This is a genomic window from Pseudomonas sp. LAIL14HWK12:I10, from assembly GCF_900184205.1.
Taxonomy (GTDB): domain Bacteria; phylum Pseudomonadota; class Gammaproteobacteria; order Pseudomonadales; family Pseudomonadaceae; genus Aquipseudomonas; species Aquipseudomonas kermanshahensis.
Genome location: NZ_FXWU01000011.1, coordinates 130,334 through 151,098, shown reverse-complemented (window position 1 = coordinate 151,098; position 20,765 = coordinate 130,334). Strand labels below are relative to the sequence as shown.

Annotated in this window: 33 protein-coding genes; 32 read left to right on the top strand and 1 reads right to left on the bottom strand. The window is 57.9% G+C overall.

Annotated elements, in window-relative coordinates; all coding sequences use genetic code 11:
• From QOS90_RS22855 to bfr, 31 genes are all read left to right on the top strand, one after another.
• Positions 1-267: EF-Tu C-terminal domain-related protein (locus QOS90_RS22855; protein ID WP_502944311.1), on the top strand; the 267-nt coding region annotated here is incomplete at its 5' end.
• Positions 268-408: 141 nt separating this feature from the next.
• Complete coding sequence (gene rpsJ, locus QOS90_RS22850) at positions 409-720, top strand: 30S ribosomal protein S10 (RefSeq protein ID WP_003186070.1); 312 nt, start codon at positions 409-411, stop codon at positions 718-720.
• An 80-nt stretch (positions 721-800) separates the two neighbouring features.
• Complete coding sequence (rplC, locus tag QOS90_RS22845) at positions 801-1,436, top strand: 50S ribosomal protein L3 (RefSeq protein WP_027594871.1); 636 nt, start codon at positions 801-803, stop codon at positions 1,434-1,436.
• A gap of 12 nt (positions 1,437-1,448) precedes the next feature.
• The gene (gene rplD / locus QOS90_RS22840; protein ID WP_003255485.1) at positions 1,449-2,051 is read left to right on the top strand and encodes a 50S ribosomal protein L4; all 603 of its coding nucleotides are present in this window, start codon (positions 1,449-1,451) and stop codon (positions 2,049-2,051) included.
• Positions 2,048-2,347, top strand: a complete 300-nt coding sequence (gene rplW, locus QOS90_RS22835; RefSeq protein WP_003255484.1) for a 50S ribosomal protein L23 — start codon at positions 2,048-2,050, stop codon at positions 2,345-2,347. Before rplD ends, rplW begins: the two co-directional genes overlap by 4 nt.
• Before the next feature lie 14 nt (positions 2,348-2,361).
• Positions 2,362-3,186, top strand: a complete 825-nt coding sequence (rplB, locus tag QOS90_RS22830) for a 50S ribosomal protein L2 (protein ID WP_027594872.1) — start codon at positions 2,362-2,364, stop codon at positions 3,184-3,186.
• A gap of 16 nt (positions 3,187-3,202) precedes the next feature.
• Positions 3,203-3,478 (top strand): 30S ribosomal protein S19, encoded by a 276-nt coding sequence (rpsS, locus tag QOS90_RS22825; protein ID WP_003255482.1) that lies wholly within the window; start codon positions 3,203-3,205, stop codon positions 3,476-3,478.
• 11 nt (positions 3,479-3,489) lie between these two features.
• Positions 3,490-3,822, top strand: coding sequence for a 50S ribosomal protein L22 (gene rplV, locus QOS90_RS22820; RefSeq protein WP_003103908.1), 333 nt, complete (start codon positions 3,490-3,492; stop codon positions 3,820-3,822).
• 13 nt (positions 3,823-3,835) lie between these two features.
• Positions 3,836-4,522, top strand: coding sequence for a 30S ribosomal protein S3 (rpsC, locus tag QOS90_RS22815; RefSeq protein ID WP_003255481.1), 687 nt, complete (start codon positions 3,836-3,838; stop codon positions 4,520-4,522).
• Positions 4,523-4,534: 12 nt separating this feature from the next.
• The gene (gene rplP, locus QOS90_RS22810) at positions 4,535-4,948 is read left to right on the top strand and encodes a 50S ribosomal protein L16 (protein WP_003255479.1); all 414 of its coding nucleotides are present in this window, start codon (positions 4,535-4,537) and stop codon (positions 4,946-4,948) included.
• Positions 4,948-5,139, top strand: coding sequence for a 50S ribosomal protein L29 (gene rpmC / locus QOS90_RS22805; protein WP_002555481.1), 192 nt, complete (start codon positions 4,948-4,950; stop codon positions 5,137-5,139). Before rplP ends, rpmC begins: the two co-directional genes overlap by 1 nt.
• Before the next feature lie 2 nt (positions 5,140-5,141).
• Positions 5,142-5,408, top strand: a complete 267-nt coding sequence (gene rpsQ / locus QOS90_RS22800) for a 30S ribosomal protein S17 (protein ID WP_003255478.1) — start codon at positions 5,142-5,144, stop codon at positions 5,406-5,408.
• Positions 5,409-5,431: 23 nt separating this feature from the next.
• Positions 5,432-5,800: a 50S ribosomal protein L14 gene (gene rplN / locus QOS90_RS22795; protein WP_002555479.1), complete on the top strand. Its 369-nt coding sequence runs from the start codon at positions 5,432-5,434 to the stop codon at positions 5,798-5,800.
• A gap of 11 nt (positions 5,801-5,811) precedes the next feature.
• A complete protein-coding gene (gene rplX, locus QOS90_RS22790) occupies positions 5,812-6,126 on the top strand; it encodes a 50S ribosomal protein L24 (protein WP_003255476.1) in 315 nt (104 codons plus the stop codon).
• A gap of 20 nt (positions 6,127-6,146) precedes the next feature.
• On the top strand, positions 6,147-6,686 hold the full coding sequence (rplE, locus tag QOS90_RS22785) for a 50S ribosomal protein L5 (RefSeq protein ID WP_003255474.1): 540 nt from the start codon (positions 6,147-6,149) through the stop codon (positions 6,684-6,686).
• 13 nt (positions 6,687-6,699) lie between these two features.
• Positions 6,700-7,005, top strand: a complete 306-nt coding sequence (gene rpsN, locus QOS90_RS22780; protein WP_012316516.1) for a 30S ribosomal protein S14 — start codon at positions 6,700-6,702, stop codon at positions 7,003-7,005.
• Between the two features lie 209 nt (positions 7,006-7,214).
• Positions 7,215-7,607: a 30S ribosomal protein S8 gene (rpsH, locus tag QOS90_RS22775; protein WP_027594873.1), complete on the top strand. Its 393-nt coding sequence runs from the start codon at positions 7,215-7,217 to the stop codon at positions 7,605-7,607.
• Positions 7,608-7,619: 12 nt separating this feature from the next.
• Entirely contained in the window at positions 7,620-8,153 is a 534-nt protein-coding gene (gene rplF / locus QOS90_RS22770) for a 50S ribosomal protein L6 (protein ID WP_027594874.1), read from the top strand.
• Positions 8,154-8,163: 10 nt separating this feature from the next.
• Complete coding sequence (gene rplR / locus QOS90_RS22765) at positions 8,164-8,514, top strand: 50S ribosomal protein L18 (RefSeq protein WP_008089801.1); 351 nt, start codon at positions 8,164-8,166, stop codon at positions 8,512-8,514.
• A gap of 3 nt (positions 8,515-8,517) precedes the next feature.
• A complete protein-coding gene (rpsE, locus tag QOS90_RS22760; RefSeq protein WP_003255465.1) occupies positions 8,518-9,018 on the top strand; it encodes a 30S ribosomal protein S5 in 501 nt (166 codons plus the stop codon).
• A 2-nt stretch (positions 9,019-9,020) separates the two neighbouring features.
• A complete protein-coding gene (gene rpmD / locus QOS90_RS22755) occupies positions 9,021-9,197 on the top strand; it encodes a 50S ribosomal protein L30 (RefSeq protein WP_008089798.1) in 177 nt (58 codons plus the stop codon).
• 3 nt (positions 9,198-9,200) lie between these two features.
• A complete protein-coding gene (gene rplO / locus QOS90_RS22750; protein ID WP_003255461.1) occupies positions 9,201-9,635 on the top strand; it encodes a 50S ribosomal protein L15 in 435 nt (144 codons plus the stop codon).
• A complete protein-coding gene (gene secY / locus QOS90_RS22745) occupies positions 9,636-10,967 on the top strand; it encodes a preprotein translocase subunit SecY (RefSeq protein WP_003257108.1) in 1,332 nt (443 codons plus the stop codon).
• Between the two features lie 28 nt (positions 10,968-10,995).
• Entirely contained in the window at positions 10,996-11,112 is a 117-nt protein-coding gene (gene rpmJ / locus QOS90_RS22740; protein ID WP_002555468.1) for a 50S ribosomal protein L36, read from the top strand.
• 131 nt (positions 11,113-11,243) lie between these two features.
• Positions 11,244-11,600 carry a 30S ribosomal protein S13 gene (rpsM, locus tag QOS90_RS22735; protein WP_003255457.1) on the top strand — a complete coding sequence of 119 codons (357 nt, stop codon included), beginning with the start codon at positions 11,244-11,246 and terminating at the stop codon, positions 11,598-11,600.
• Between the two features lie 18 nt (positions 11,601-11,618).
• Entirely contained in the window at positions 11,619-12,008 is a 390-nt protein-coding gene (gene rpsK, locus QOS90_RS22730) for a 30S ribosomal protein S11 (RefSeq protein WP_003255454.1), read from the top strand.
• 15 nt (positions 12,009-12,023) lie between these two features.
• Complete coding sequence (gene rpsD / locus QOS90_RS22725; protein ID WP_009681977.1) at positions 12,024-12,644, top strand: 30S ribosomal protein S4; 621 nt, start codon at positions 12,024-12,026, stop codon at positions 12,642-12,644.
• Positions 12,645-12,666: 22 nt separating this feature from the next.
• The gene (locus QOS90_RS22720) at positions 12,667-13,668 is read left to right on the top strand and encodes a DNA-directed RNA polymerase subunit alpha (protein ID WP_003255452.1); all 1,002 of its coding nucleotides are present in this window, start codon (positions 12,667-12,669) and stop codon (positions 13,666-13,668) included.
• A gap of 42 nt (positions 13,669-13,710) precedes the next feature.
• Positions 13,711-14,097, top strand: coding sequence for a 50S ribosomal protein L17 (gene rplQ / locus QOS90_RS22715; protein ID WP_003255451.1), 387 nt, complete (start codon positions 13,711-13,713; stop codon positions 14,095-14,097).
• A 172-nt stretch (positions 14,098-14,269) separates the two neighbouring features.
• The gene (locus QOS90_RS22710; RefSeq protein WP_085274034.1) at positions 14,270-15,709 is read left to right on the top strand and encodes a catalase; all 1,440 of its coding nucleotides are present in this window, start codon (positions 14,270-14,272) and stop codon (positions 15,707-15,709) included.
• Positions 15,710-15,871: 162 nt separating this feature from the next.
• Positions 15,872-16,336, top strand: coding sequence for a bacterioferritin (gene bfr / locus QOS90_RS22705; RefSeq protein WP_008089766.1), 465 nt, complete (start codon positions 15,872-15,874; stop codon positions 16,334-16,336).
• Positions 16,337-16,403: 67 nt separating this feature from the next.
• Here bfr and uvrA read toward each other — a convergent pair whose 3' ends face one another.
• A complete protein-coding gene (uvrA, locus tag QOS90_RS22700; protein WP_027594876.1) occupies positions 16,404-19,238 on the bottom strand; it encodes an excinuclease ABC subunit UvrA in 2,835 nt (944 codons plus the stop codon).
• A 129-nt stretch (positions 19,239-19,367) separates the two neighbouring features.
• On the opposite strand from uvrA, the gene QOS90_RS22695 reads away from it, so the two are divergent.
• Entirely contained in the window at positions 19,368-20,762 is a 1,395-nt protein-coding gene (locus QOS90_RS22695) for an MFS transporter (RefSeq protein WP_085274033.1), read from the top strand.
• Positions 20,763-20,765 lie beyond the last annotated feature (3 nt).

Here is a 20,765-nt window from a genome sequence, read left to right as displayed (position 1 = left end):
GCAGAAGTCTACGTCCTGTCGAAGGAAGAAGGCGGCCGTCACACTCCGTTCTTCAAAGGCTACCGTCCTCAGTTCTACTTCCGTACCACTGACGTGACCGGTAACTGCGAACTGCCGGAGGGCGTTGAAATGGTAATGCCAGGTGACAACATTCAGATGACTGTCACTCTGATCAAGACCATCGCAATGGAAGACGGTCTGCGCTTCGCTATCCGTGAAGGCGGTCGTACCGTCGGCGCCGGCGTCGTAGCCAAAATCATCGAGTAATCACTCGACCGATTGAAAAAACCCCCGCTCAGCGGGGGTTTTTTTTATTGGGTTGACACTAAATTGGGGCGTCTATAGAATCACGCCTCCTTTTAGCGGGCGTAGTGCGTCCGTTGGGAACAGCCTGGAGTCTGAAATCCAATGCAAAATCAGCAAATCCGTATCAGGTTGAAGGCTTTCGACCATCGCCTGATCGACCAATCCACCCAGGAAATCGTGGAAACCGCGAAACGTACTGGTGCACAAGTGCGTGGTCCAATTCCACTGCCTACCCGCAAAGAGCGTTTCACCGTTCTGGTCTCCCCGCACGTCAACAAAGACGCGCGTGACCAGTACGAGATTCGCACTCATAAGCGTGTTCTGGACATCGTCCAGCCAACGGATAAAACCGTTGACGCGCTGATGAAGCTTGATCTCGCGGCAGGTGTGGAAGTGCAGATCAGCCTCGGCTAAGACTTCGGTCTTGTCCGTGTAACGCTCTGAAATGGGCGGCCATAGCGGGTGAAAGCCCCGTACACTCATGAGGTTACAACATGACTATTGGTGTAGTCGGTCGTAAATGCGGTATGACCCGCGTTTTCACCGAAGAAGGTGTCTCCATTCCGGTCACGGTCATTGAGATCGAGCCGAATCGCGTCACCCAGTTCAAGACTGAAGAAACCGATGGCTACCGTGCAGTGCAAGTCACTGTCGGCGAGCGTCGTGCTTCGCGTGTGACTGCTGCTCAAGCAGGTCACTTCGCTAAAGCGAACGTTGCCGCTGGTCGCGGTGTCTGGGAGTTCCGCCTTGAAGAAGGCGAGTTCCAGGCTGGCGACTCGATCAAAGCTGAACTCTTCACTGCAGGCCAGCTGGTAGACGTTACTGGTCAGTCCAAAGGTAAAGGCTTCGCCGGTACCATCAAGCGCTGGAACTTCCGTGGTCAGGACAACACCCACGGTAACTCCGTGTCGCACCGCGTCCCAGGCTCCATCGGCCAGTGCCAGACTCCTGGTCGTGTGTTCAAGGGCAAGAAAATGTCCGGTCACATGGGCGCCGAGCGCGTGACTGTTCAGTCCCTGGAAGTAGTACGCGTAGACGCTGAACGCAACCTGCTGCTGATCAAGGGTGCCGTACCTGGCGCTACTGGCGGCGACGTGGTTGTACGTCCGGCTGTCAAGGCTCGCGGTTAAGGGGAAACTGACATGCAACTTAATGTAAATGACGCTCAGGCGATCGAAGTTTCCGAACTGACTTTCGGTGGCGAATTCAACGAGACGCTGGTTCACCAAGCAGTCGTGGCCTACATGGCCGGCGGCCGTCAGGGCACCAAGCAGCAAAAGACCCGTTCCGACGTGGCTGGTGGCGGTAAGCGCCCATGGCGTCAGAAGGGTACTGGCCGTGCTCGTGCTGGTACCACTCGTGGTCCGATCTGGCGTGGCGGTGGTGTTACCTTCGCAGCTCGCCCTCAAGATCACTCGCAAAAGCTCAACAAGAAGATGTATCGCGCAGCTCTGCGCTCCATCCTCGCTGAGCTGGTGCGTAGCGACCGTCTGGTCGTGGTTCAGGACTTCGCTGTTGAAGCACCGAAAACCAAAGATCTGCTGAACAAGCTGAACGGCATGGGTCTGAGCGACGTTCTGATCGTTTCGGACGCTGTTGATCAGAACCTGTACCTGGCTGCTCGCAACCTGCCACACGTCGATGTACGTGACGTGCAAGGTTCCGACCCGGTCAGTCTGATCGCATACGAGAAAGTGTTGATCACTGTCTCGGCCGTGAAGAAATTCGAGGAGCTGCTGGGATGAACCAGGAACGCGTATTCAAAGTCCTCCTTGGCCCGCACGTTTCCGAGAAGGCTACCGTTCTGGCTGAGAAAAAAGGCCAGTTCGTATTCAAGGTTGCTACTGACGCAACCAAGCTGGAAATCAAGAAAGCTGTCGAAGGCCTGTTCAACGTAAAAGTTGAAAACGTGTCGACCGTTAACGTTCTGGGTAAAACCAAGCGTACCGCACGTGGTCTGGGCAAGCGTAATGACTGGAAGAAGGCAATTGTCTCCCTTCAGCCAGGCCAAGATCTCGATTTCAGCAGCAGTGCTGAGTAAGGAAGGGGTGCATCATGGCAATCGTTAAATGCAAACCGACTTCCCCTGGCCGCCGTTTCGTGGTCAAGGTGGTCAACAAGGAGCTCCACAAAGGCGCTCCTCACGCACCGCTGCTCGAGAAGAAATCGAAGTCTGGTGGTCGTAACAACAATGGCCGCATTACCACTCGTCACGTTGGTGGTGGTCATAAGCAGCATTACCGTCTGGTCGACTTCCGTCGCAACGACAAAGATGGCATTCCAGCCACTGTCGAGCGTATCGAATACGATCCAAACCGTACTGCTCACATCGCCCTGCTGTGCTATGCAGACGGTGAGCGTCGCTACATCATCGCCCCTAAAGGCGTGAGCGCTGGCGACCAGCTGATCGCAGGTTCCCTGGCCCCAATCAAGGCCGGTAACTCCCTGCAGCTGCGTAACATCCCAGTAGGTAGCACCATTCACGGCATCGAACTGAAGCCGGGTAAAGGTGCACAGATCGCTCGTTCCGCTGGTGCTTCGGCTCAGCTGATCGCTCGCGAAGGTGTCTACGTGACCCTGCGTCTGCGCTCTGGTGAAATGCGTAAAGTACTGGCTGAGTGCCGTGCGACCCTGGGCGAAGTCTCGAACTCCGAGCACAGCCTGCGTTCGCTGGGTAAAGCAGGTGCCAAACGCTGGCGCGGCGTTCGCCCAACCGTTCGTGGCGTTGCCATGAACCCGGTTGACCACCCGCATGGTGGTGGTGAAGGTCGTACCTCCGGTGGTCGTCATCCGGTATCGCCATGGGGCTTCCCAACCAAGGGTGCTAAAACCCGTGGTAATAAGCGTACCGACAACATGATCGTCCGTCGTCGCAAGTAACTAGAGGGATACGACAGTGCCACGTTCTCTGAAAAAAGGTCCTTTTATCGATCTTCACCTGTTGAAGAAGGTCGAAGTGGCGGTGGAGAAGAACGATCGCAAGCCAGTTAAAACCTGGTCGCGTCGCTCGATGATCCTGCCACAAATGGTCGGTCTGACCATCGCGGTTCACAACGGTCGCCAACATGTCCCAGTTCTCGTGAACGAAGACATGGTCGGCCACAAACTGGGCGAGTTCGCCGGTACCCGCACCTATCGCGGGCACGTGGCTGACAAGAAAGCCAAGCGTTAAGGGGTAAGGAAATGGAAGTAGCCGCTAAGTTGTCGGGCGCTCGCATCTCCGCCCAGAAAGCCCGCTTGGTCGCCGACCAGATCCGCGGGAAGAAGGTGGGCGAAGCGCTCAACCTGTTGGCCTTCAGCAGCAAAAAAGCCGCTGAAATCATGAAGAAAGTCCTCGAGTCGGCCGTTGCCAACGCCGAACACAACGAAGGCGCAGACGTTGATGACCTGAAGGTCTCCACCGTCTTCGTCAACGAAGGGCGTTCGCTGAAGCGCATCATGCCACGTGCCAAAGGCCGTGCTGATCGCATCGTCAAGCGGTCTTGCCATATCACTGTCAAGGTTGCGGACAAGTAACGGAGTCGATCAGATGGGTCAGAAAGTACATCCCACTGGCATTCGCCTGGGAATCGTCAAGGAGCACACCTCCGTCTGGTACGCAGACGGTGCTACTTACGCAGATTACCTGTTGAAGGATCTGAAAACACGTGAGTACCTCCAAGACAAACTAAAAAGCGCGTCCGTAAGCCGTATCGATATTCATCGTCCGGCTCAAACTGCACGCATCACCATCCACACCGCTCGTCCCGGTATCGTTATCGGTAAGAAAGGTGAGGATGTCGAGAAGCTGCGTCAGGACCTGACCAAGCAGATGGGTGTGCCTGTGCACATCAACATCGAAGAGATCCGCAAGCCGGAACTCGACGCTATGCTGGTTGCGCAGAGCGTAGCTCAGCAGCTGGAACGCCGCGTAATGTTCCGTCGCGCCATGAAGCGCGCCGTACAGAACGCCATGCGTATTGGTGCCAAGGGCATCAAGATCCAGGTGAGCGGTCGTCTCGGCGGCGCCGAGATTGCTCGTACCGAGTGGTATCGCGAAGGTCGTGTGCCTCTGCACACCCTGCGTGCCGATATCGACTACAACACCTACGAAGCTCACACCACTTACGGTGTGATCGGTGTGAAGGTTTGGATCTTCAAAGGCGAAGTTATTGGTGGTCGCCAAGAAGAACTGAAACCACAAGCACCAGCGCCTCGTAAAAAAGCTGCTAAGTAAGGGGTACGCCAAATGTTGCAACCAAAGCGTACAAAATTCCGCAAGCAGATGACTGGCCACAACCGTGGTCTGGCACTGCGCGGTAGCAAAGTCAGCTTCGGCGAATTCGCCCTGAAAGCTGTTGCTCGCGGTCGCCTCACCGCTCGCCAGATCGAGTCGGCACGTCGTGCTCTGACTCGTCACGTGAAACGTGGCGGTAAGATCTGGATCCGTGTCTTCCCGGACAAGCCGATCTCCAAGAAACCTCTCGAGGTTCGTATGGGTAAAGGTAAGGGTTCCGTGGAATACTGGGTTGCCCAGATCCAGCCAGGCAAAGTCCTGTACGAGATCGAGGGTGTTTCTGAAGAGCTGGCGCGCGAAGCTTTCGCCCTGGCTGCTGCAAAGCTGCCTCTCGCCACCTCCTTTGTTAAGCGGACGGTGATGTGATGAAAGCGAATGAACTTCGTGAAAAATCGGCACAGCAGCTGAACGAGCAACTGCTCGGCTTGCTGCGCGACCAGTTCAATCTGCGTATGCAGAAAGCAACTGGCCAGTTGGGGCAGTCGCACCTGCTCTCGCAAGTTAAGCGTGACATCGCTCGCGTGAAAACTGTGCTCAACCAGCAGGCAGGTAAGTGATCATGGCTGAAGCTGAAAAAACCGTCCGTACGCTGACTGGCCGTGTCGTCAGCGACAAAATGGACAAGACCATCACCGTTCTGATCGAGCGTCGCGTAAAGCACCCGATCTACGGTAAATACGTTAAGCGTTCGACTAAGCTGCACGCGCACGACGAAGCCAACCAGTGCAAGATCGGCGACAAGGTTTCCATCCGTGAAACCCGTCCGCTGGCCAAGACCAAGTCCTGGGCACTGGTTGAAGTCCTCGAACGCGCTGTTGAAGTCTAAGGGCTAGGGGTCGGAGAAATTTTATGATTCAGACTCAATCCATGCTCGATGTGGCCGATAACAGCGGCGCTCGTCGCGTCATGTGCATCAAGGTACTCGGCGGTTCGCACCGCCGTTACGCCGGCATCGGTGACATCATCAAAGTAACCGTCAAGGAAGCAATTCCGCGCGGTAAGGTCAAAAAAGGCCAAGTGATGACCGCTGTTGTCGTCCGTACCCGTCACGGTGTACGTCGCGCTGACGGTTCCATCATTCGTTTCGACGGCAACGCTGCTGTTCTGCTGAACAACAAGCAAGAGCCGATCGGCACTCGCATCTTCGGGCCAGTGACCCGTGAACTTCGTACTGAGAAGTTCATGAAGATCGTCTCGCTCGCCCCTGAAGTGCTGTAAGGAGATCCGACATGCAAAAGATTCGTCGTGACGACGAGATCATCGTGATCGCCGGCAAAGACAAAGGTAAGCGCGGTAAGGTGCTGAAGGTTCTCGCTGATGACCGTCTGGTCATCGGTGGCGTGAACCTGGTCAAGCGTCATACCAAGCCTAACCCGATGGCGGGCGTTCAGGGCGGTATCGTCGAGAAAGAAGCGCCTCTGCACGCTTCCAACGTTGCCATCTTCAACGGCGAAACCAACAAGGCTGACCGCGTTGGTTTCAAAGTAGAAGACGGTAAGAAAATTCGTGTCTTCAAGTCGACCCAAAAAGCGGTTGATGCTTGAACACTGCTAGGTAGAAGACCATGGCACGACTGAAAGAGATTTACCGGAACGAAATCGCTCCCAAGCTTAAGGAAGAACTTAAGCTGTCGAACGTGATGGAAGTTCCGCGCGTTACCAAAATCACCCTGAACATGGGTCTGGGCGAAGCGATCGGCGACAAAAAAGTCATCGAGCACGCTGTTGCCGACCTGGAAAAGATCACCGGTCAAAAGCCGGTCGTGACTTTCGCTCGTAAATCCATCGCGGGCTTCAAAGTCCGTGAAGGATGGCCGATCGGCGTCAAGGTGACCCTGCGTAGCGACAAGATGTACGAATTCCTGGACCGCCTGCTGGCGATCTCCCTGCCTCGGGTTCGCGACTTCCGCGGCCTGAATGCCAAGTCCTTCGATGGCCGTGGCAACTACAGCATGGGCGTGAAAGAGCAGATCATCTTCCCGGAAATCGATTACGACAAGATCGATGCTCTGCGCGGTTTGGACATCACCCTGACCACCACTGCTCGTTCGGATGACGAAGGCCGCGCTCTGCTGCGTGCTTTCAAATTCCCGTTCCGCAACTGATTGGAGTAGGAAAATGGCCAAGAAGAGCATGAAAAACCGCGAGCTGAAGCGTCAGCTCACGGTAGCCAAGTTCGCCAAAAAGCGTGCTGAGCTGAAAGCGACCATCGTCAACCTGAACGCCTCTCCAGAAGAGCGTTTCGCTGCCGTTGTCGCTCTGCAGAAGCAGCCACGTGATGCCAGCGCTGCGCGTCTGCGCAACCGTTGCCGCCTGACCGGTCGTCCTCACGGTGTATACCGTAAGTTCGGCCTGGGCCGTAACATGCTGCGTCAAGCGGCAATGCGCGGTGACGTACCGGGTCTGGTCAAGGCCTCCTGGTAATCGCTGCAGGTGTGATCCCGGCGGAAGGGGAGCAATCTTCCGACCGCCGGTGACCTCGCCAACAAACAAGCCCCTATATGGGGCTTGTTTCGTTTCTACCTTGTGTCTAGAATGACCGGCTCACCTGAGCCTGGGTTTTTTGCCCAATCCGCTCGGGTGGTTGTGATAGCCGCAAGGCTAATAATTCTTGTATCAGGAGCATCTAGCCCATGAGTATGCAGGACCCGTTAGCGGACATGCTAACTCGCATCCGTAATGCCCAGATGGCTGAAAAGTCCGTCGTAAGCATGCCTTCCTCTACGCTGAAGGTCGCGGTTGCCAAAGTTCTGAAGGATGAAGGTTACATCGCTGGCTACCAAGTCAGTGGCGAAGCCAAGCCCTCCCTGTCGATCGAACTGAAGTACTTCGAAGGCCGTCCGGTCATCGAGGAACTGAAGCGCTCCAGCCGTCCAGGCCTGCGCCAGTACAAGGCCGTTACCGATCTGCCGAAAGTACGTGGCGGTTTGGGCGTGTCTATTGTCTCCACCAACAAAGGTGTGATGACTGATCGCGCTGCGCGCGCTGCCGGTGTCGGCGGCGAAGTTCTCTGCACAGTGTTCTAAGGGGGGATAGACATGTCTCGCGTCGCTAAGAACCCCGTTAAGCTGCCATCTGGTGTCGAAGTCAAATTCGCCGGCCAGCAGCTTTCGGTGAAGGGTGCCAAAGGCACTCTCGAACTGAACGTTCACTCGTCTGTTGAAGTTACCGAAGAGTCTGGTGAGCTGCGTTTCGTCGCTCGCAATGGTGACCAGCAAGCTCGCGCCATGGCCGGTACTACCCGCGCTCTGGTCAACAACATGGTCCAGGGCGTAAGCCAAGGCTTCGAGCGCAAGCTCCAGCTGGTCGGTGTTGGTTACAAGGCACAGGCCAAGGGCACTATCCTGAACCTGGCCCTGGGCTTCTCGCACCCAGTGGACTACGAACTGCCAGCCGGTATCACCGCTGAAACGCCTAGCCAGACCGACATCCTGATCAAGGGTATCGACAAGCAGCTGGTAGGTCAGGTGGCCGCTGAAATCCGCGACTTCCGTCCACCAGAGCCTTACAAAGGTAAAGGTGTGCGTTACGCGGATGAAGTAGTCCGTCGTAAAGAAGCCAAGAAGAAGTAGGGCCTAGCAAATGACCGACAAAAAAGTTACTCGACTGCGTCGCGCTCGCAAAGCACGCCTCAAGATGCACGAACTCGAAGTCGTGCGCCTGTGCGTGTTCCGCTCCTCGCAGCACATCTACGCCCAGGTCATTTCGGCCGACGGCAGCAAGGTTCTGGCAAGCGCCTCGACCTTGGACAAAGACCTGCGTGATGGCGCCACTGGCAACATCGACGCGGCCACTAAGGTTGGCAAGCTGGTAGCTGAGCGTGCGAAAGCCGCCGGTGTATCTCAAGTTGCCTTTGACCGTTCCGGCTTCAAGTACCATGGCCGCGTCAAAGCGCTGGCTGATGCTGCTCGTGAAGGCGGGCTGGAGTTCTAAGTTATGGCAAATAACGATCAAAAGCGCGACGAAGGCTACATCGAGAAGCTGGTTCAAGTTAACCGCGTTGCCAAGACCGTAAAAGGCGGCCGTATCTTCACCTTCACCGCGTTGACCGTGGTTGGTGATGGTAAAGGTCGTGTCGGCTTCGGCCGTGGCAAATCGCGCGAAGTACCTGCTGCGATCCAGAAAGCCATGGAAGCTGCTCGTCGCAACATGATCCAGGTTGACCTGAAGGGCACCACCCTGCAGTACGCCACCAAGGCTGCCCACGGCGCCTCGAAGGTTTACATGCAGCCTGCCTCGGAAGGTACCGGTATCATCGCCGGCGGTGCAATGCGTGCTGTCCTGGAAGTTGCTGGCGTTCAGAACGTTCTGGCCAAGTGCTACGGTTCGACCAACCCAGTGAACGTGGTTTACGCCACCTTCAAGGGTCTGAAAGCCATGCAATCTCCTGAATCCATTGCTGCCAAGCGCGGCAAGAGCGTCGAGGAGATCTTCTGATCATGGCAACCGTTAAAGTAACGCTGATCAAGAGCGTCTCGGGCCGTATCCCTAACCACAAACTGTGCGTTAAGGGTCTGGGTCTGCGTCGCATCGGTCACACTGTAGAAGTCCAGGATACTCCCGAGAATCGCGGGATGATCAACAAGGCTTACTACATGCTGCGCGTCGAGGGTTAATCGATGAAACTCAATGATCTGAGTCCAGCGCCGGGTTCCCGTCGCGAAAAGCATCGTCCGGGTCGTGGTATCGGTAGCGGTCTGGGTAAGACCGGCGGCCGTGGCCACAAAGGTCAGACTTCCCGTTCGGGTGGTTCGATCGCTCCGGGCTTCGAAGGCGGTCAACAGCCGCTGCACCGTCGTCTGCCGAAATTCGGCTTCGTTTCCCTGAAAGCCATGGACCGCGCAGAAGTGCGTCTGTCCGAGCTGGCCAAAGTGGAAGGCGACGTGATCTCCGTGCAATCCCTGAAGGATGCCAACGTGATCAACCAGCACATTCAGCGTGTGAAAATCATGCTGTCTGGCGAAGTTACTCGCGCAGTCACCATCAAGGGCATCGCAGCCACCAAGGGTGCGCGTGCGGCTATCGAAGCAGCTGGCGGCAAATTCGAGGAATAAATGGCTAAGCAAGGTGCTCTCTCTTCGCTCGGTAAGGGCGGGATGTCGGAACTCTGGGCTCGTCTGCGCTTTCTGTTCATGGCGATCATCGTCTATCGGATAGGTGCGCATATCCCGGTTCCAGGCATCAATCCGGACCGTCTGGCGGATCTGTTTCGGCAGAATGAGGGGACCATTCTTAGCTTGTTCAACATGTTTTCCGGTGGCGCGCTTGAGCGCATGAGCATCTTTGCACTGGGGATCATGCCGTACATTTCGGCATCGATCATCATGCAGCTGATGACGGCGGTCAGCCCGCAACTGGAGCAGTTGAAGAAGGAAGGTGAAGCTGGCCGTCGCAAGATCAGCCAGTACACCCGCTACGGCACCGTTATCCTGGCGCTGGTCCAAGCCATTGGCATGTCCATTGGCCTGGCCAACCAGGGCGTGGCGTTTTCTGTCGGCCTGGGCTTCCATGTCGTCGCGGTTTCCACGTTTGTGGCCGGCGCGATGTTCATGATGTGGCTGGGCGAGCAGATCACCGAGCGCGGTGTGGGCAACGGTATCTCGATGTTGATCTTCGCAGGTATCGTTGCCGGTCTTCCGAGAGCAATCGGGCAGTCTTTCGAGTCTGCGCGTACAGGCGATATCAACATTTTCGCCCTGGTCGCAATCGGTTTGCTGGCAGTAGCGATTATCGGTTTCGTGGTGTTCATTGAGCGTGGTCAGCGTCGTATCGCCGTTCACTACGCCAAGCGTCAGCAGGGCCGCAAGGTCTTCGCTGCGCAGACCAGCCACTTGCCGTTGAAGGTGAACATGGCGGGGGTTATCCCGGCTATTTTCGCCAGCAGCATTTTGCTGTTCCCGGCTTCGCTGGGTGCCTGGTTCGGTCAGTCCGAAGGTATGGGCTGGTTGCAGGACATCTCGCAGTCGATCGCTCCTGGTCAGCCGTTGAACATCTTGCTGTTTAGTGCAGGGATCATTTTCTTCTGCTTCTTCTACACAGCGCTGATGTTCAATCCGAAAGACGTAGCGGAAAACCTGAAGAAGTCCGGTGCCTTTATTCCGGGTATCCGTCCTGGTGAACAGTCGGCTCGCTACATTGATGGCGTTCTGACCCGTTTGACCATGTTCGGTGCTCTTTACATGATGGCCGTCTGCCTTCTGCCCCAGTTCCTGGTGGTGGCAGCAAATGTGCCGTTCTACCTTGGCGGGACCTCGTTGCTGATTGTGGTAGTGGTTGTGATGGACTTCATGTCCCAAGTACAATCGCACCTCGTTTCGCACCAGTACGAATCCCTGATGAAGAAAGCCAACCTGAAAGGCTACGGTGGCAGCGGTTTGCTGCGCTGATACGCCCCTAAGGTTCGAGGAGTCGGTAATGAAAGTTCGTGCATCGGTGAAAAAGCTGTGCCGTAACTGCAAGATCATCCGTCGCGAAGGCGTCGTACGAGTGATCTGCAGCGCGGAACCGCGTCACAAACAGCGCCAAGGCTGAGTGTGATCGTCGCTTCAAACCCAGCAGCTAGTGTGCTGCTGGGTTGATTATTCGTTTCTACAGCGATATTATCTCGCGCCCTATTTCTTGGCTTCCGGGGCGTAGGTAGCTGTCAATTGGAGTCCCACTGAATGGCCCGTATTGCAGGCGTCAACATTCCAGATAACAAGCATACTGTTATCTCGCTGACCTACATCTATGGTGTCGGTCGCACAACTGCGCAGAAGATCTGTGCAGACGCTGGTGTAAACCCAGCCGCTAAGATCAAGGATCTGAGCGACGAGCAAATCGAAACCCTGCGTGGCGAAGTCGCGAAGTTCACCACCGAAGGTGACCTGCGTCGTGACATCAACATGAAGATCAAGCGCTTGATGGACCTGGGTTGCTACCGCGGCCTGCGTCATCGTAAAGGTCTGCCGGTTCGCGGTCAGCGCACCAAGACCAACGCACGCACCCGTAAGGGCCCGCGTAAGCCGATCCGCAAGTAACCGCCCAGGAATATAGACATGGCAAAACCTGCTGCTCGTCCTCGTAAGAAAGTCAAAAAGACAGTGGTTGATGGCATCGCCCACATCCATGCGTCTTTCAACAACACCATCGTGACCATCACCGACCGTCAGGGCAATGCTTTGTCCTGGGCGACCTCCGGTGGTTCGGGTTTCCGTGGTTCGCGCAAATCCACCCCGTTCGCAGCACAGATCGCTGCTGAGCGTGCTGGTCAAGCTGCGCTGGAATACGGTCTGAAGAACCTCGACGTTAACGTCAAGGGTCCAGGTCCAGGTCGTGAGTCCGCCGTTCGTGCATTGAACAGCTGCGGCTACAAGATCGCCAGCATCACCGACGTGACGCCAATCCCGCACAACGGGTGCCGTCCGCCGAAGAAGCGTCGCGTGTAATCAGGAGACAGAAGAATGGCACGTTACATTGGTCCAAAATGCAAACTGTCTCGTCGTGAAGGCACCGATCTGTTCCTGAAGAGCGGCGTTCGCGCTCTGGAATCGAAGTGCAACATCGAAGCAGCCCCAGGTATCCACGGCCAGCGCCGTGGCCGTCAGTCCGACTACGGTACCCAGCTGCGCGAGAAACAAAAAGTCCGTCGTATCTACGGTGTTCTGGAGCGTCAGTTCCGCGGTTACTACCAAGCTGCTGCCTCGAAAAAAGGCGCAACCGGTGAGAACCTGCTGCAACTGCTCGAGTGCCGTCTGGATAACGTCGTCTACCGTATGGGCTTCGGCTCGACTCGTTCCGAGTCCCGTCAGCTGGTTTCGCACAAAGCGATCAGCGTCAACGGTAAGACTGTAAACATTCCATCCTACCAAGTTCGTCCGGGTGACGTGGTCGCGGTTCGCGAGAAGTCGCTGAGCCAGCTGCGCATTGTTCAAGCCCTTGAACTGTGCGCCCAGCGTGGCCGCGTTGAGTGGGTTGACGTGGATGCTGCTAAAAAGTCGGGCGTTTTCAAGAACGTTCCTGCTCGCAGCGACCTGTCTGCCGACATCAACGAGAACCTGATTGTCGAGCTCTACTCCAAGTAAGGGCTAGAAAATAGGTGCATCCATGCAGATTTCGGTAAATGAGTTCCTGACTCCCCGCCACATTGATGTGCAGGTAGTCAGTCCGACCCGCGCCAAGATCACGCTCGAGCCTCTCGAGCGTGGCTTCGGCCATACCCTGGGCAACGCGCTGCGCCGCATCCTGTTGTCCTCCATGCCTGGCTGTGCAGTAGTCGAGGCCGAGATCGATGGCGTACTCCATGAGTACTCCGCGATCGAAGGTGTTCAGGAAGACGTAATTGAAATCCTGTTGAACCTGAAAGGCCTGGCTATCAAACTGCACGGTCGTGACGAAGTTACGCTGACCTTGTCGAAAAAGGGTTCGGGGGTGGTTACCGCTGCCGATATTCAGCTGGATCACGATGTCGAGATCGTCAACCCCGATCACGTAATCGCGAACCTGGCGTCGAACGGCGCCCTGAACATGAAGCTCACCGTAGCTCGTGGTCGTGGTTACGAGCCGGCCGACTCCCGTCAAACCGACGAAGACGAAAGCCGTAGCATTGGCCGTCTGCAGTTGGACGCTTCGTTCAGCCCGGTGCGTCGTATCGCCTATGTGGTCGAAAACGCCCGTGTTGAACAGCGTACCAACTTGGACAAGCTGGTCATTGATCTGGAAACCAACGGCACCCTGGATCCTGAAGAGGCAATCCGCCGCGCTGCGACCATCCTGCAACAGCAGCTGGCCGCGTTCGTCGACCTCAAAGGTGACAGTGAGCCTGTCGTAGTCGAGCAGGAAGACGAGATCGATCCGATCCTGCTGCGTCCGGTTGACGACCTGGAACTGACTGTACGTTCGGCCAACTGCCTCAAGGCGGAGAACATCTACTACATCGGCGACCTGATTCAGCGTACCGAAGTAGAGCTGTTGAAGACTCCTAACCTGGGCAAGAAGTCCCTGACTGAAATCAAGGACGTCCTGGCCTCTCGTGGTCTGTCTCTCGGCATGCGCCTCGACAACTGGCCGCCTGCAAGTCTTAAGAAAGACGACAAGGCGACCGCCTGATCGTCGTAATCACCGAACGTAGTGTTTGGTAAGGAATGAATCATGCGTCATCGTAAAAGTGGACGTCACCTGAGCCGTACCAGCTCTCACCGCAAAGCTATGTTCCAGAACATGGCTGTGTCGCTGATCGAGCACGAGCTGATCAAAACCACCCTGCCGAAAGCCAAGGAACTGCGCCGCGTTGCCGAGCCGCTGATCACCCTGGCCAAGGAAGACAGCGTTGCTAACCGTCGTCTGGCCTTCGACCGTACCCGTTCGAAGTCCGCTGTTGGCAAACTGTTCAACGATCTGGGCAAGCGTTATGCCACCCGTCAGGGCGGCTACCTGCGCATCCTGAAGTGCGGTTTCCGCGCTGGCGACAACGCGCCTATGGCGTACGTCGAGCTGGTTGATCGTCCAGTCGGTGGTGCTGTAGAAGCTGCCGAGTAAGACGTTCTGTCTGCTACAAAGAACCGGGCCTTGTGCCCGGTTTTTTGTGCCTGCAAGTATTGTTAATTTCTATTGATACAAGTCATGTAATGAATTTGTCCTGAAGCGACCGCTCGTCAATACTCCTATCCAAGCCGATTAGCCGGCAGTTCTAGACCGATAAGGAGAGCCCATGAGCAAGATTCTCACCACCGCCAGCGGTGCACCTGTAGCTGACAACCAGAATTCCCGCTCTGCCGGCCCCCGCGGCCCGCTGCTTCTCGACGATTTCCACCTGATCGAGAAGCTCGCCCACTTCAACCGCGAGAACATCCCAGAACGTCGTGTTCACGCCAAGGGTTCGGGGGCGTACGGCACCTTTACCGTTACCCGCGACATCACCGGCTACACCAGCGCCAAGCTGTTCGAACAGGTCGGCAAGCAGACTGAAACCTTCCTGCGCTTCTCCACGGTCGGTGGCGAACGTGGTTCGGCTGACACCGAGCGTGATCCGCGTGGTTTCGCCGTCAAGTTTTATACCGAGGAAGGCAACTGGGACATCGTTGGCAACAACACCCCGGTGTTCTTCATCCGTGACCCGCTTAAGTTCCCGGACTTTATCCACACCCAGAAGCGCCACCCGCAGTCCAACCTGAAGAACGCGCAAATGATGTGGGACTTCTGGTCACACTCGCCCGAGGCGCTGCACCAGGTCACCATCCTTTTCTCTGACCGCGGCATCCCGGACGGCTACCGTCACATGCACGGCTTTGGCAGCCACACCTATAGCCTGATCAGCGCCGCCGGTGAACGTACCTGGGTGAAGTGGCACTTCAAGACCCAGCAAGGCATCAAGAACCTCGCCCCTGCTGACGCTGCACGCTTGGCCGGTACAGACCCGGACTACGCCCAGCGCGACCTGTTCGAGGCCATCGAGCGCGGCGACTACCCGCGCTGGACCGTGTACATTCAGGTGATGACTGAGGCCGAGGCCGCCAGCCGTGACGAGAACCCGTTCGATGTGACCAAGACCTGGTCGCAGAAGGACTATCCGCTGATTGAGGTGGGCGTACTGGAGCTCAACCGTAACCCGCTCAATTACTTCGCTGAGGTCGAGCAAGCGGCGTTTGGCCCGAGCAACATGGTCCCAGGTGTCGGGCTGTCGCCTGACCGTATGCTGCAGGGCCGGGTGTTCGCCTACGCCGATGCGCATCGCTACCGCGTGGGCACCAACCACCAGCAGTTGCCGGTCAACGCGCCGCGCTCTGCGGTCAACAGCTACCAGCGTGATGGTTCGATGGCCATTGGCAGCTACGGCAGCGCGCCGAACTACGAGCCCAATAGCTACGGCGATGCACCCAAGCAGTCGCCACGCCATGCTGAGCCTGCCCTGGCCCTGAATGGCTCGGCTGATCGCTACGATCACCGTGAGGACAATGACTACTACAGCCACGCCGGTGCACTGTTCCGCTTGATGAACGAACAGCAGAAGGCCCTGCTGATCAACAACATCGCGGGCGCCATGGCAGGCGTGAGCGACGATGTCATCCAACGCCAGTTGCAGTACTTCTTCAAGGCCGACGCGGCCTACGGTGAGGGCATTGCCAAGGCGCTGGGCGTGAATCTCGCCTAAGTCGAAGTGATAAGAAGAACCGCCCTCATTTGGGCGGTTTTTCAATGAATATCACTACTGTTTAACCGATTTTTTGCATCTAATTGCGCGTTTTTCAGTGACCGCGAGCAAAACGTGGTTCACACTATGTCCATTGATGTTTTCACATGGAGAAGCAGGGCGATGCAAGGTCACCCGGACGTAATCAACTACCTCGTCACGTTGCTGAAGGGCGAACTGGCAGCACGCGACCAGTACTTCATTCACTCGCGTATGTATGAAGACTGGGGCCTGTCCAAGCTCTACGAGCGCATCAACCACGAGATGGAAGAAGAAACGCAGCACGCCGACGCGCTGATGCGCCGCATCCTAATGCTCGAAGGCACCCCCGACATGCGCGCGGATGACCTCGAAGTGGGCAGCACTGTGCCGGAGATGATCGAAGCCGACCTTAAGCTGGAATACAAGGTCCGCGCCGCGCTGTGCAAAGGCATCGAGCTGTGCGAGCTGCACAAGGACTACATCAGCCGCGACATCTTGCGCGCGCAGTTGGCTGATACCGAAGAAGATCACACCTACTGGCTGGAGAAGCAGCAGGGCCTGATCAAGGTTATCGGCCTGGAGAACTACCTGCAGTCGCAGATGTAAGTTATCCACAGTCAATAAAAAGCCCCTGGCACTTACGGTGCCAGGGGCTTTTTTATGCACAGGCGGATCAGGCCCGGTCACGCTCCAACAGCGGCTTGAGGTAATGCCCGGTGTAGGACTGCTTCATCTTGGCCAGTTCTTCCGGTGTACCGCTGGCAATGATCTGCCCACCTTTGGAGCCACCTTCCGGTCCCAAGTCCACCAGCCAGTCGGCGGTCTTGATCACGTCCAGGTTGTGCTCGATCACCACCACGGTGTTGCCGTGGTCGCGCAGGCGGTGCAGCACATCGAGCAATTGCTGGATATCGGCAAAGTGCAGGCCCGTGGTTGGCTCGTCGAGGATATACAGGGTCTTGCCGGTATCGCGCTTGGACAGCTCGCGGGACAGCTTCACCCGTTGAGCCTCACCGCCCGACAAGGTAGTCGCCGACTGGCCCAGCTTGATGTAGGACAGGCCTACGTCCATCAGGGTTTGCAGCTTGCGCGCTAACGCAGGGACCGCGTCGAAGAACTCGCGGGCGTCCTCGATGGTCATTTCCAGCACCTCGTGGATGTTCTTGCCCTTGTACTTGATCTCCAGGGTTTCGCGGTTGTAGCGCTTGCTCTTGCACACGTCGCACGGCACGTAGATGTCGGGCAGGAAGTGCATCTCGACCTTGATCAGGCCATCGCCCTGGCAGGCCTCGCAACGGCCGCCCTTGACGTTGAACGAGAAACGCCCTGGGCCGTAGCCGCGTGAGCGCGATTCTGGAACACCCGAGAACAGCTCGCGAATCGGCGTGAAAATGCCGGTGTAGGTTGCCGGGTTCGAGCGCGGTGTGCGGCCAATCGGGCTCTGGTCGATATCCACCACTTTGTCCAGGTGCTGCATGCCATCCATGCTGCTGTGCGGCGCGGCTTCCAGGCTGCTCGCGCCGTTGAGCGCGGTAGCGGCGAGCGGGTACAGGGTGTTGTTGATCAGGGTCGATTTGCCCGAACCCGACACGCCCGTTACGCAGGTCAGCAGGCCGATCGGGATTTCCAGGTCGACGTTCTGCAGGTTGTTACCGCGCGCGCCCTTGAGCTTCAGCGAGAGTTTTTTGTCGCGTGGCGTGCGTTTGGCTGGGACGACGATTTTCTTGCGCCCGGACAGGTATTTGCCAGTCAGCGAGTCAGGATGCGCCATGACCTCCTCGGGCGTGCCCTCGGCGACGATCTGGCCGCCATGCACCCCGGCACCCGGGCCGATGTCCACCACATAGTCGGCTAAACGAATAGCGTCTTCGTCGTGTTCCACCACGATGACCGTATTGCCCAGGTCGCGCAGGTGGTTGAGGGTGGCCAGCAAGCGGTCGTTGTCGCGTTGATGAAGACCGATGGACGGTTCATCGAGGATGTACATCACCCCGACCAGGCCCGCACCGATCTGGCTGGCCAGGCGGATGCGCTGGGCCTCACCACCCGACAGTGTGTCGGCGCTGCGGTCCAGGGTGAGGTAGTCCAGGCCGACGTTGACCAGAAACTGCAGGCGCTCGCAGATTTCCTTGAGAATTTTCGCTGCAATTTCGCCACGGCGCCCGGTCAGGGTCAGCTCGCCGAAGTAGCTGCTGGCTTCACCGATCGGCAGGTTGGTGACGGCCGGTAGGGTTTTTTCGCCCACCCACACGTGCCGAGCTTCGCGCCGCAGACGGGTGCCGCGGCAGTCAGGGCAGGGTTGGGTGCCGAGCAGCTTGGCCAGCTCTTCACGCACGGTGGCCGATTCGGTCTCGCGGTAGCGCCGCTCCAGGTTCGGCACGATGCCTTCGAACGGGTGCGAGCGTTTGACGATGTCGCCGCGGTCATTCAGGTATTTGAAGTCGACGCTCTGCTTGCCGCTGCCTTGCAGGATCACCTTCTGGTGCTCGGCCGACAGCTCGCCGAACGGCGCCTCAAGGCTGAACCCGTAGTGCGCGGCCAGCGAGCCAAGCATCTGGAAGTAATAGACGTTGCGCCGGTCCCAGCCGCGTATAGCGCCCTCGGCCAGGGTCAGCTCGGTGTTGACCAGGCGTTTGGTGTCGAAGAACTGCTTGACCCCCAGGCCGTCACAGGTCGGGCAAGCACCGGCCGGGTTGTTGAAGGAGAACAGCTTGGGCTCCAGCTCACTGATCGCATGGCCACAGACCGGGCAGGCGAAGCGGGCGGAGAAGATCATCTCTTCGCCTTCTTCGTCGTCCATCGGCGCCACCAAGGCGATACCGTCGGCCAATTTGAGTGCCGTCTCGAACGACTCGGCCAGACGCTGCTGCAGGTCGGTGCGGACCTTGAAGCGGTCTACCACCACATCGATGCTGTGCTTCTTCTGTTTATCCAGCTTGGGCAGCTCATCGAGCTCGTAGAGCTTGCCGTTGACCCGCGCGCGGACGAAGCCCTGGGCGCGCAGCTCGTCGAACACTGCCAGGTGCTCGCCCTTGCGCTCGCGTATCACCGGTGCCAGCAGCATCAGCTTGCTGCCTTCGGGGCGCTCCAGTACCAGGTCGACCATCTGGCTGACGGTCTGCGCCTCCAGCGGGATGTCGTGGTCCGGGCAGCGCGGCGTGCCAACGCGGGCGTAAAGCAAGCGCAGGTAGTCGTAGATCTCGGTGATGGTGCCCACGGTGGAGCGGGGGTTGTGCGAGGTCGACTTCTGCTCGATGGAAATGGCCGGGGAGAGGCCTTCGATGGTGTCGACGTCGGGCTTTTCCATCATCGACAGGAACTGCCGGGCATAGGCCGACAGGGATTCGACATAACGGCGCTGGCCTTCGGCGTACAGTGTGTCGAATGCCAGGGAGGACTTGCCGGACCCGGACAGGCCGGTGATGACGATCAGCTTGTCCCGCGGCAGGGTCAGGTCGATGTTCTTCAGGTTGTGGGTACGTGCCCCACGAATCAGGATCTTGTCCACTGCGGCCTCGCTCGGCGGGCATAAACAAAGAAGTATACGGCGCGCTGCCAGTACGCGGCAAAGCGTCGCGTATATGCCGTCAAGCTGTCGGACTGATAGAATCGCCGCCGGTTCACACGAGGTTAATCCATGCACGACACCCACAACGAGCGCATGAGTGGCAGCGAAACCCGCGCCGCAGGCGGCCTGGCCCTGGTCTTTGCCTTTCGTATGCTGGGCATGTTCATGGTCTTGCCGGTGCTGGCCACCTACGGCATGGACCTGGCCGGTGCCACCCCCGCGCTGATTGGCCTGGCCATTGGCGCCTACGGCCTGACCCAGGCGGTCCTGCAGATCCCGTTCGGCATGGTGTCCGACCGCATCGGCCGGCGCCCAGTAATTTACCTGGGGCTGGTGATCTTCGCCCTGGGCAGCGTGCTGGCGGCCCAGGCCGACTCTATCTGGGGGGTAATCGCCGGGCGCATTCTGCAGGGCGCGGGGGCGATTTCCGCCGCCGTCATGGCACTGCTGTCCGACCTGACCCGGGAACAGCATCGCACCAAGGCCATGGCCATGATCGGCATGAGCATCGGCCTGTCGTTCGCCGTCGCCATGGTCGTCGGCCCGCTGTTGACCCGTGCCTACGGGCTGTCAGGATTGTTCTTGTCCACGGCAGGGCTTGCGCTGGTGGGCACCCTGCTGATCGCCTTCGTCGTGCCTAGCACTCACAGCACCTTGCAGCACCGTGAGTCAGGCGTTGCCCGCCAGGCACTGGGCCCGACCCTGCGCCATCCGGACCTTCTGCGCCTGGACATCAGTATCTTCATCCTCCACGCCATCCTCATGGCCAGCTTCGTCGCACTGCCCTTGGCCTTCGTCGAGCGTGGCGGCCTGCCCAAGGAAGAGCACTGGTGGGTCTACCTGACCGCGCTGTTCATCTCATTTTTTGCAATGATCCCGTTCATCATCTACGGCGAAAAAAAGCGCAAGATGAAACGCGTACTGGCCGGAGCGGTCAGTGTGTTGCTGCTGGTCGAGGTGTTCTTCTGGCAGTGGGCTGACAACTTGCGCGGACTGGTGATTGGCACCGTGGTATTCTTTACCGCATTCAACCTGCTGGAAGCCTCGCTGCCTTCGTTGGTGAGCAAGGTGTCGCCTGCGGGTGGCAAGGGAACGGCGATGGGGGTGTACTCCACCAGCCAGTTCCTGGGCGCCGCCCTGGGGGGCATCCTCGGTGGCTGGTTGTTCCAGCACGGTGGGCTGAACATGGTGTTCCTCGGTTGCGCGCTGCTGTGTGCCGTATGGTTGGTCGTCGCATTGCGCATGAACGAGCCGCCGTATGTGACCAGCCTGCGCATGCCGCTGACGCCCGAGGCAGTCCGGGAAGCCGGGTTGACCGAACGCCTGATGGCCGTGCCGGGTGTGACCGACGCCGTTGTGGTGGCAGAAGAAGCCGCCATCTATATCAAACTGGATACGAAAATTTTGGACCGTACGACCCTCGAGCGTCTGGTGAACCCAGCCTCTTCGGCGTGCGAAGCCTAGGAG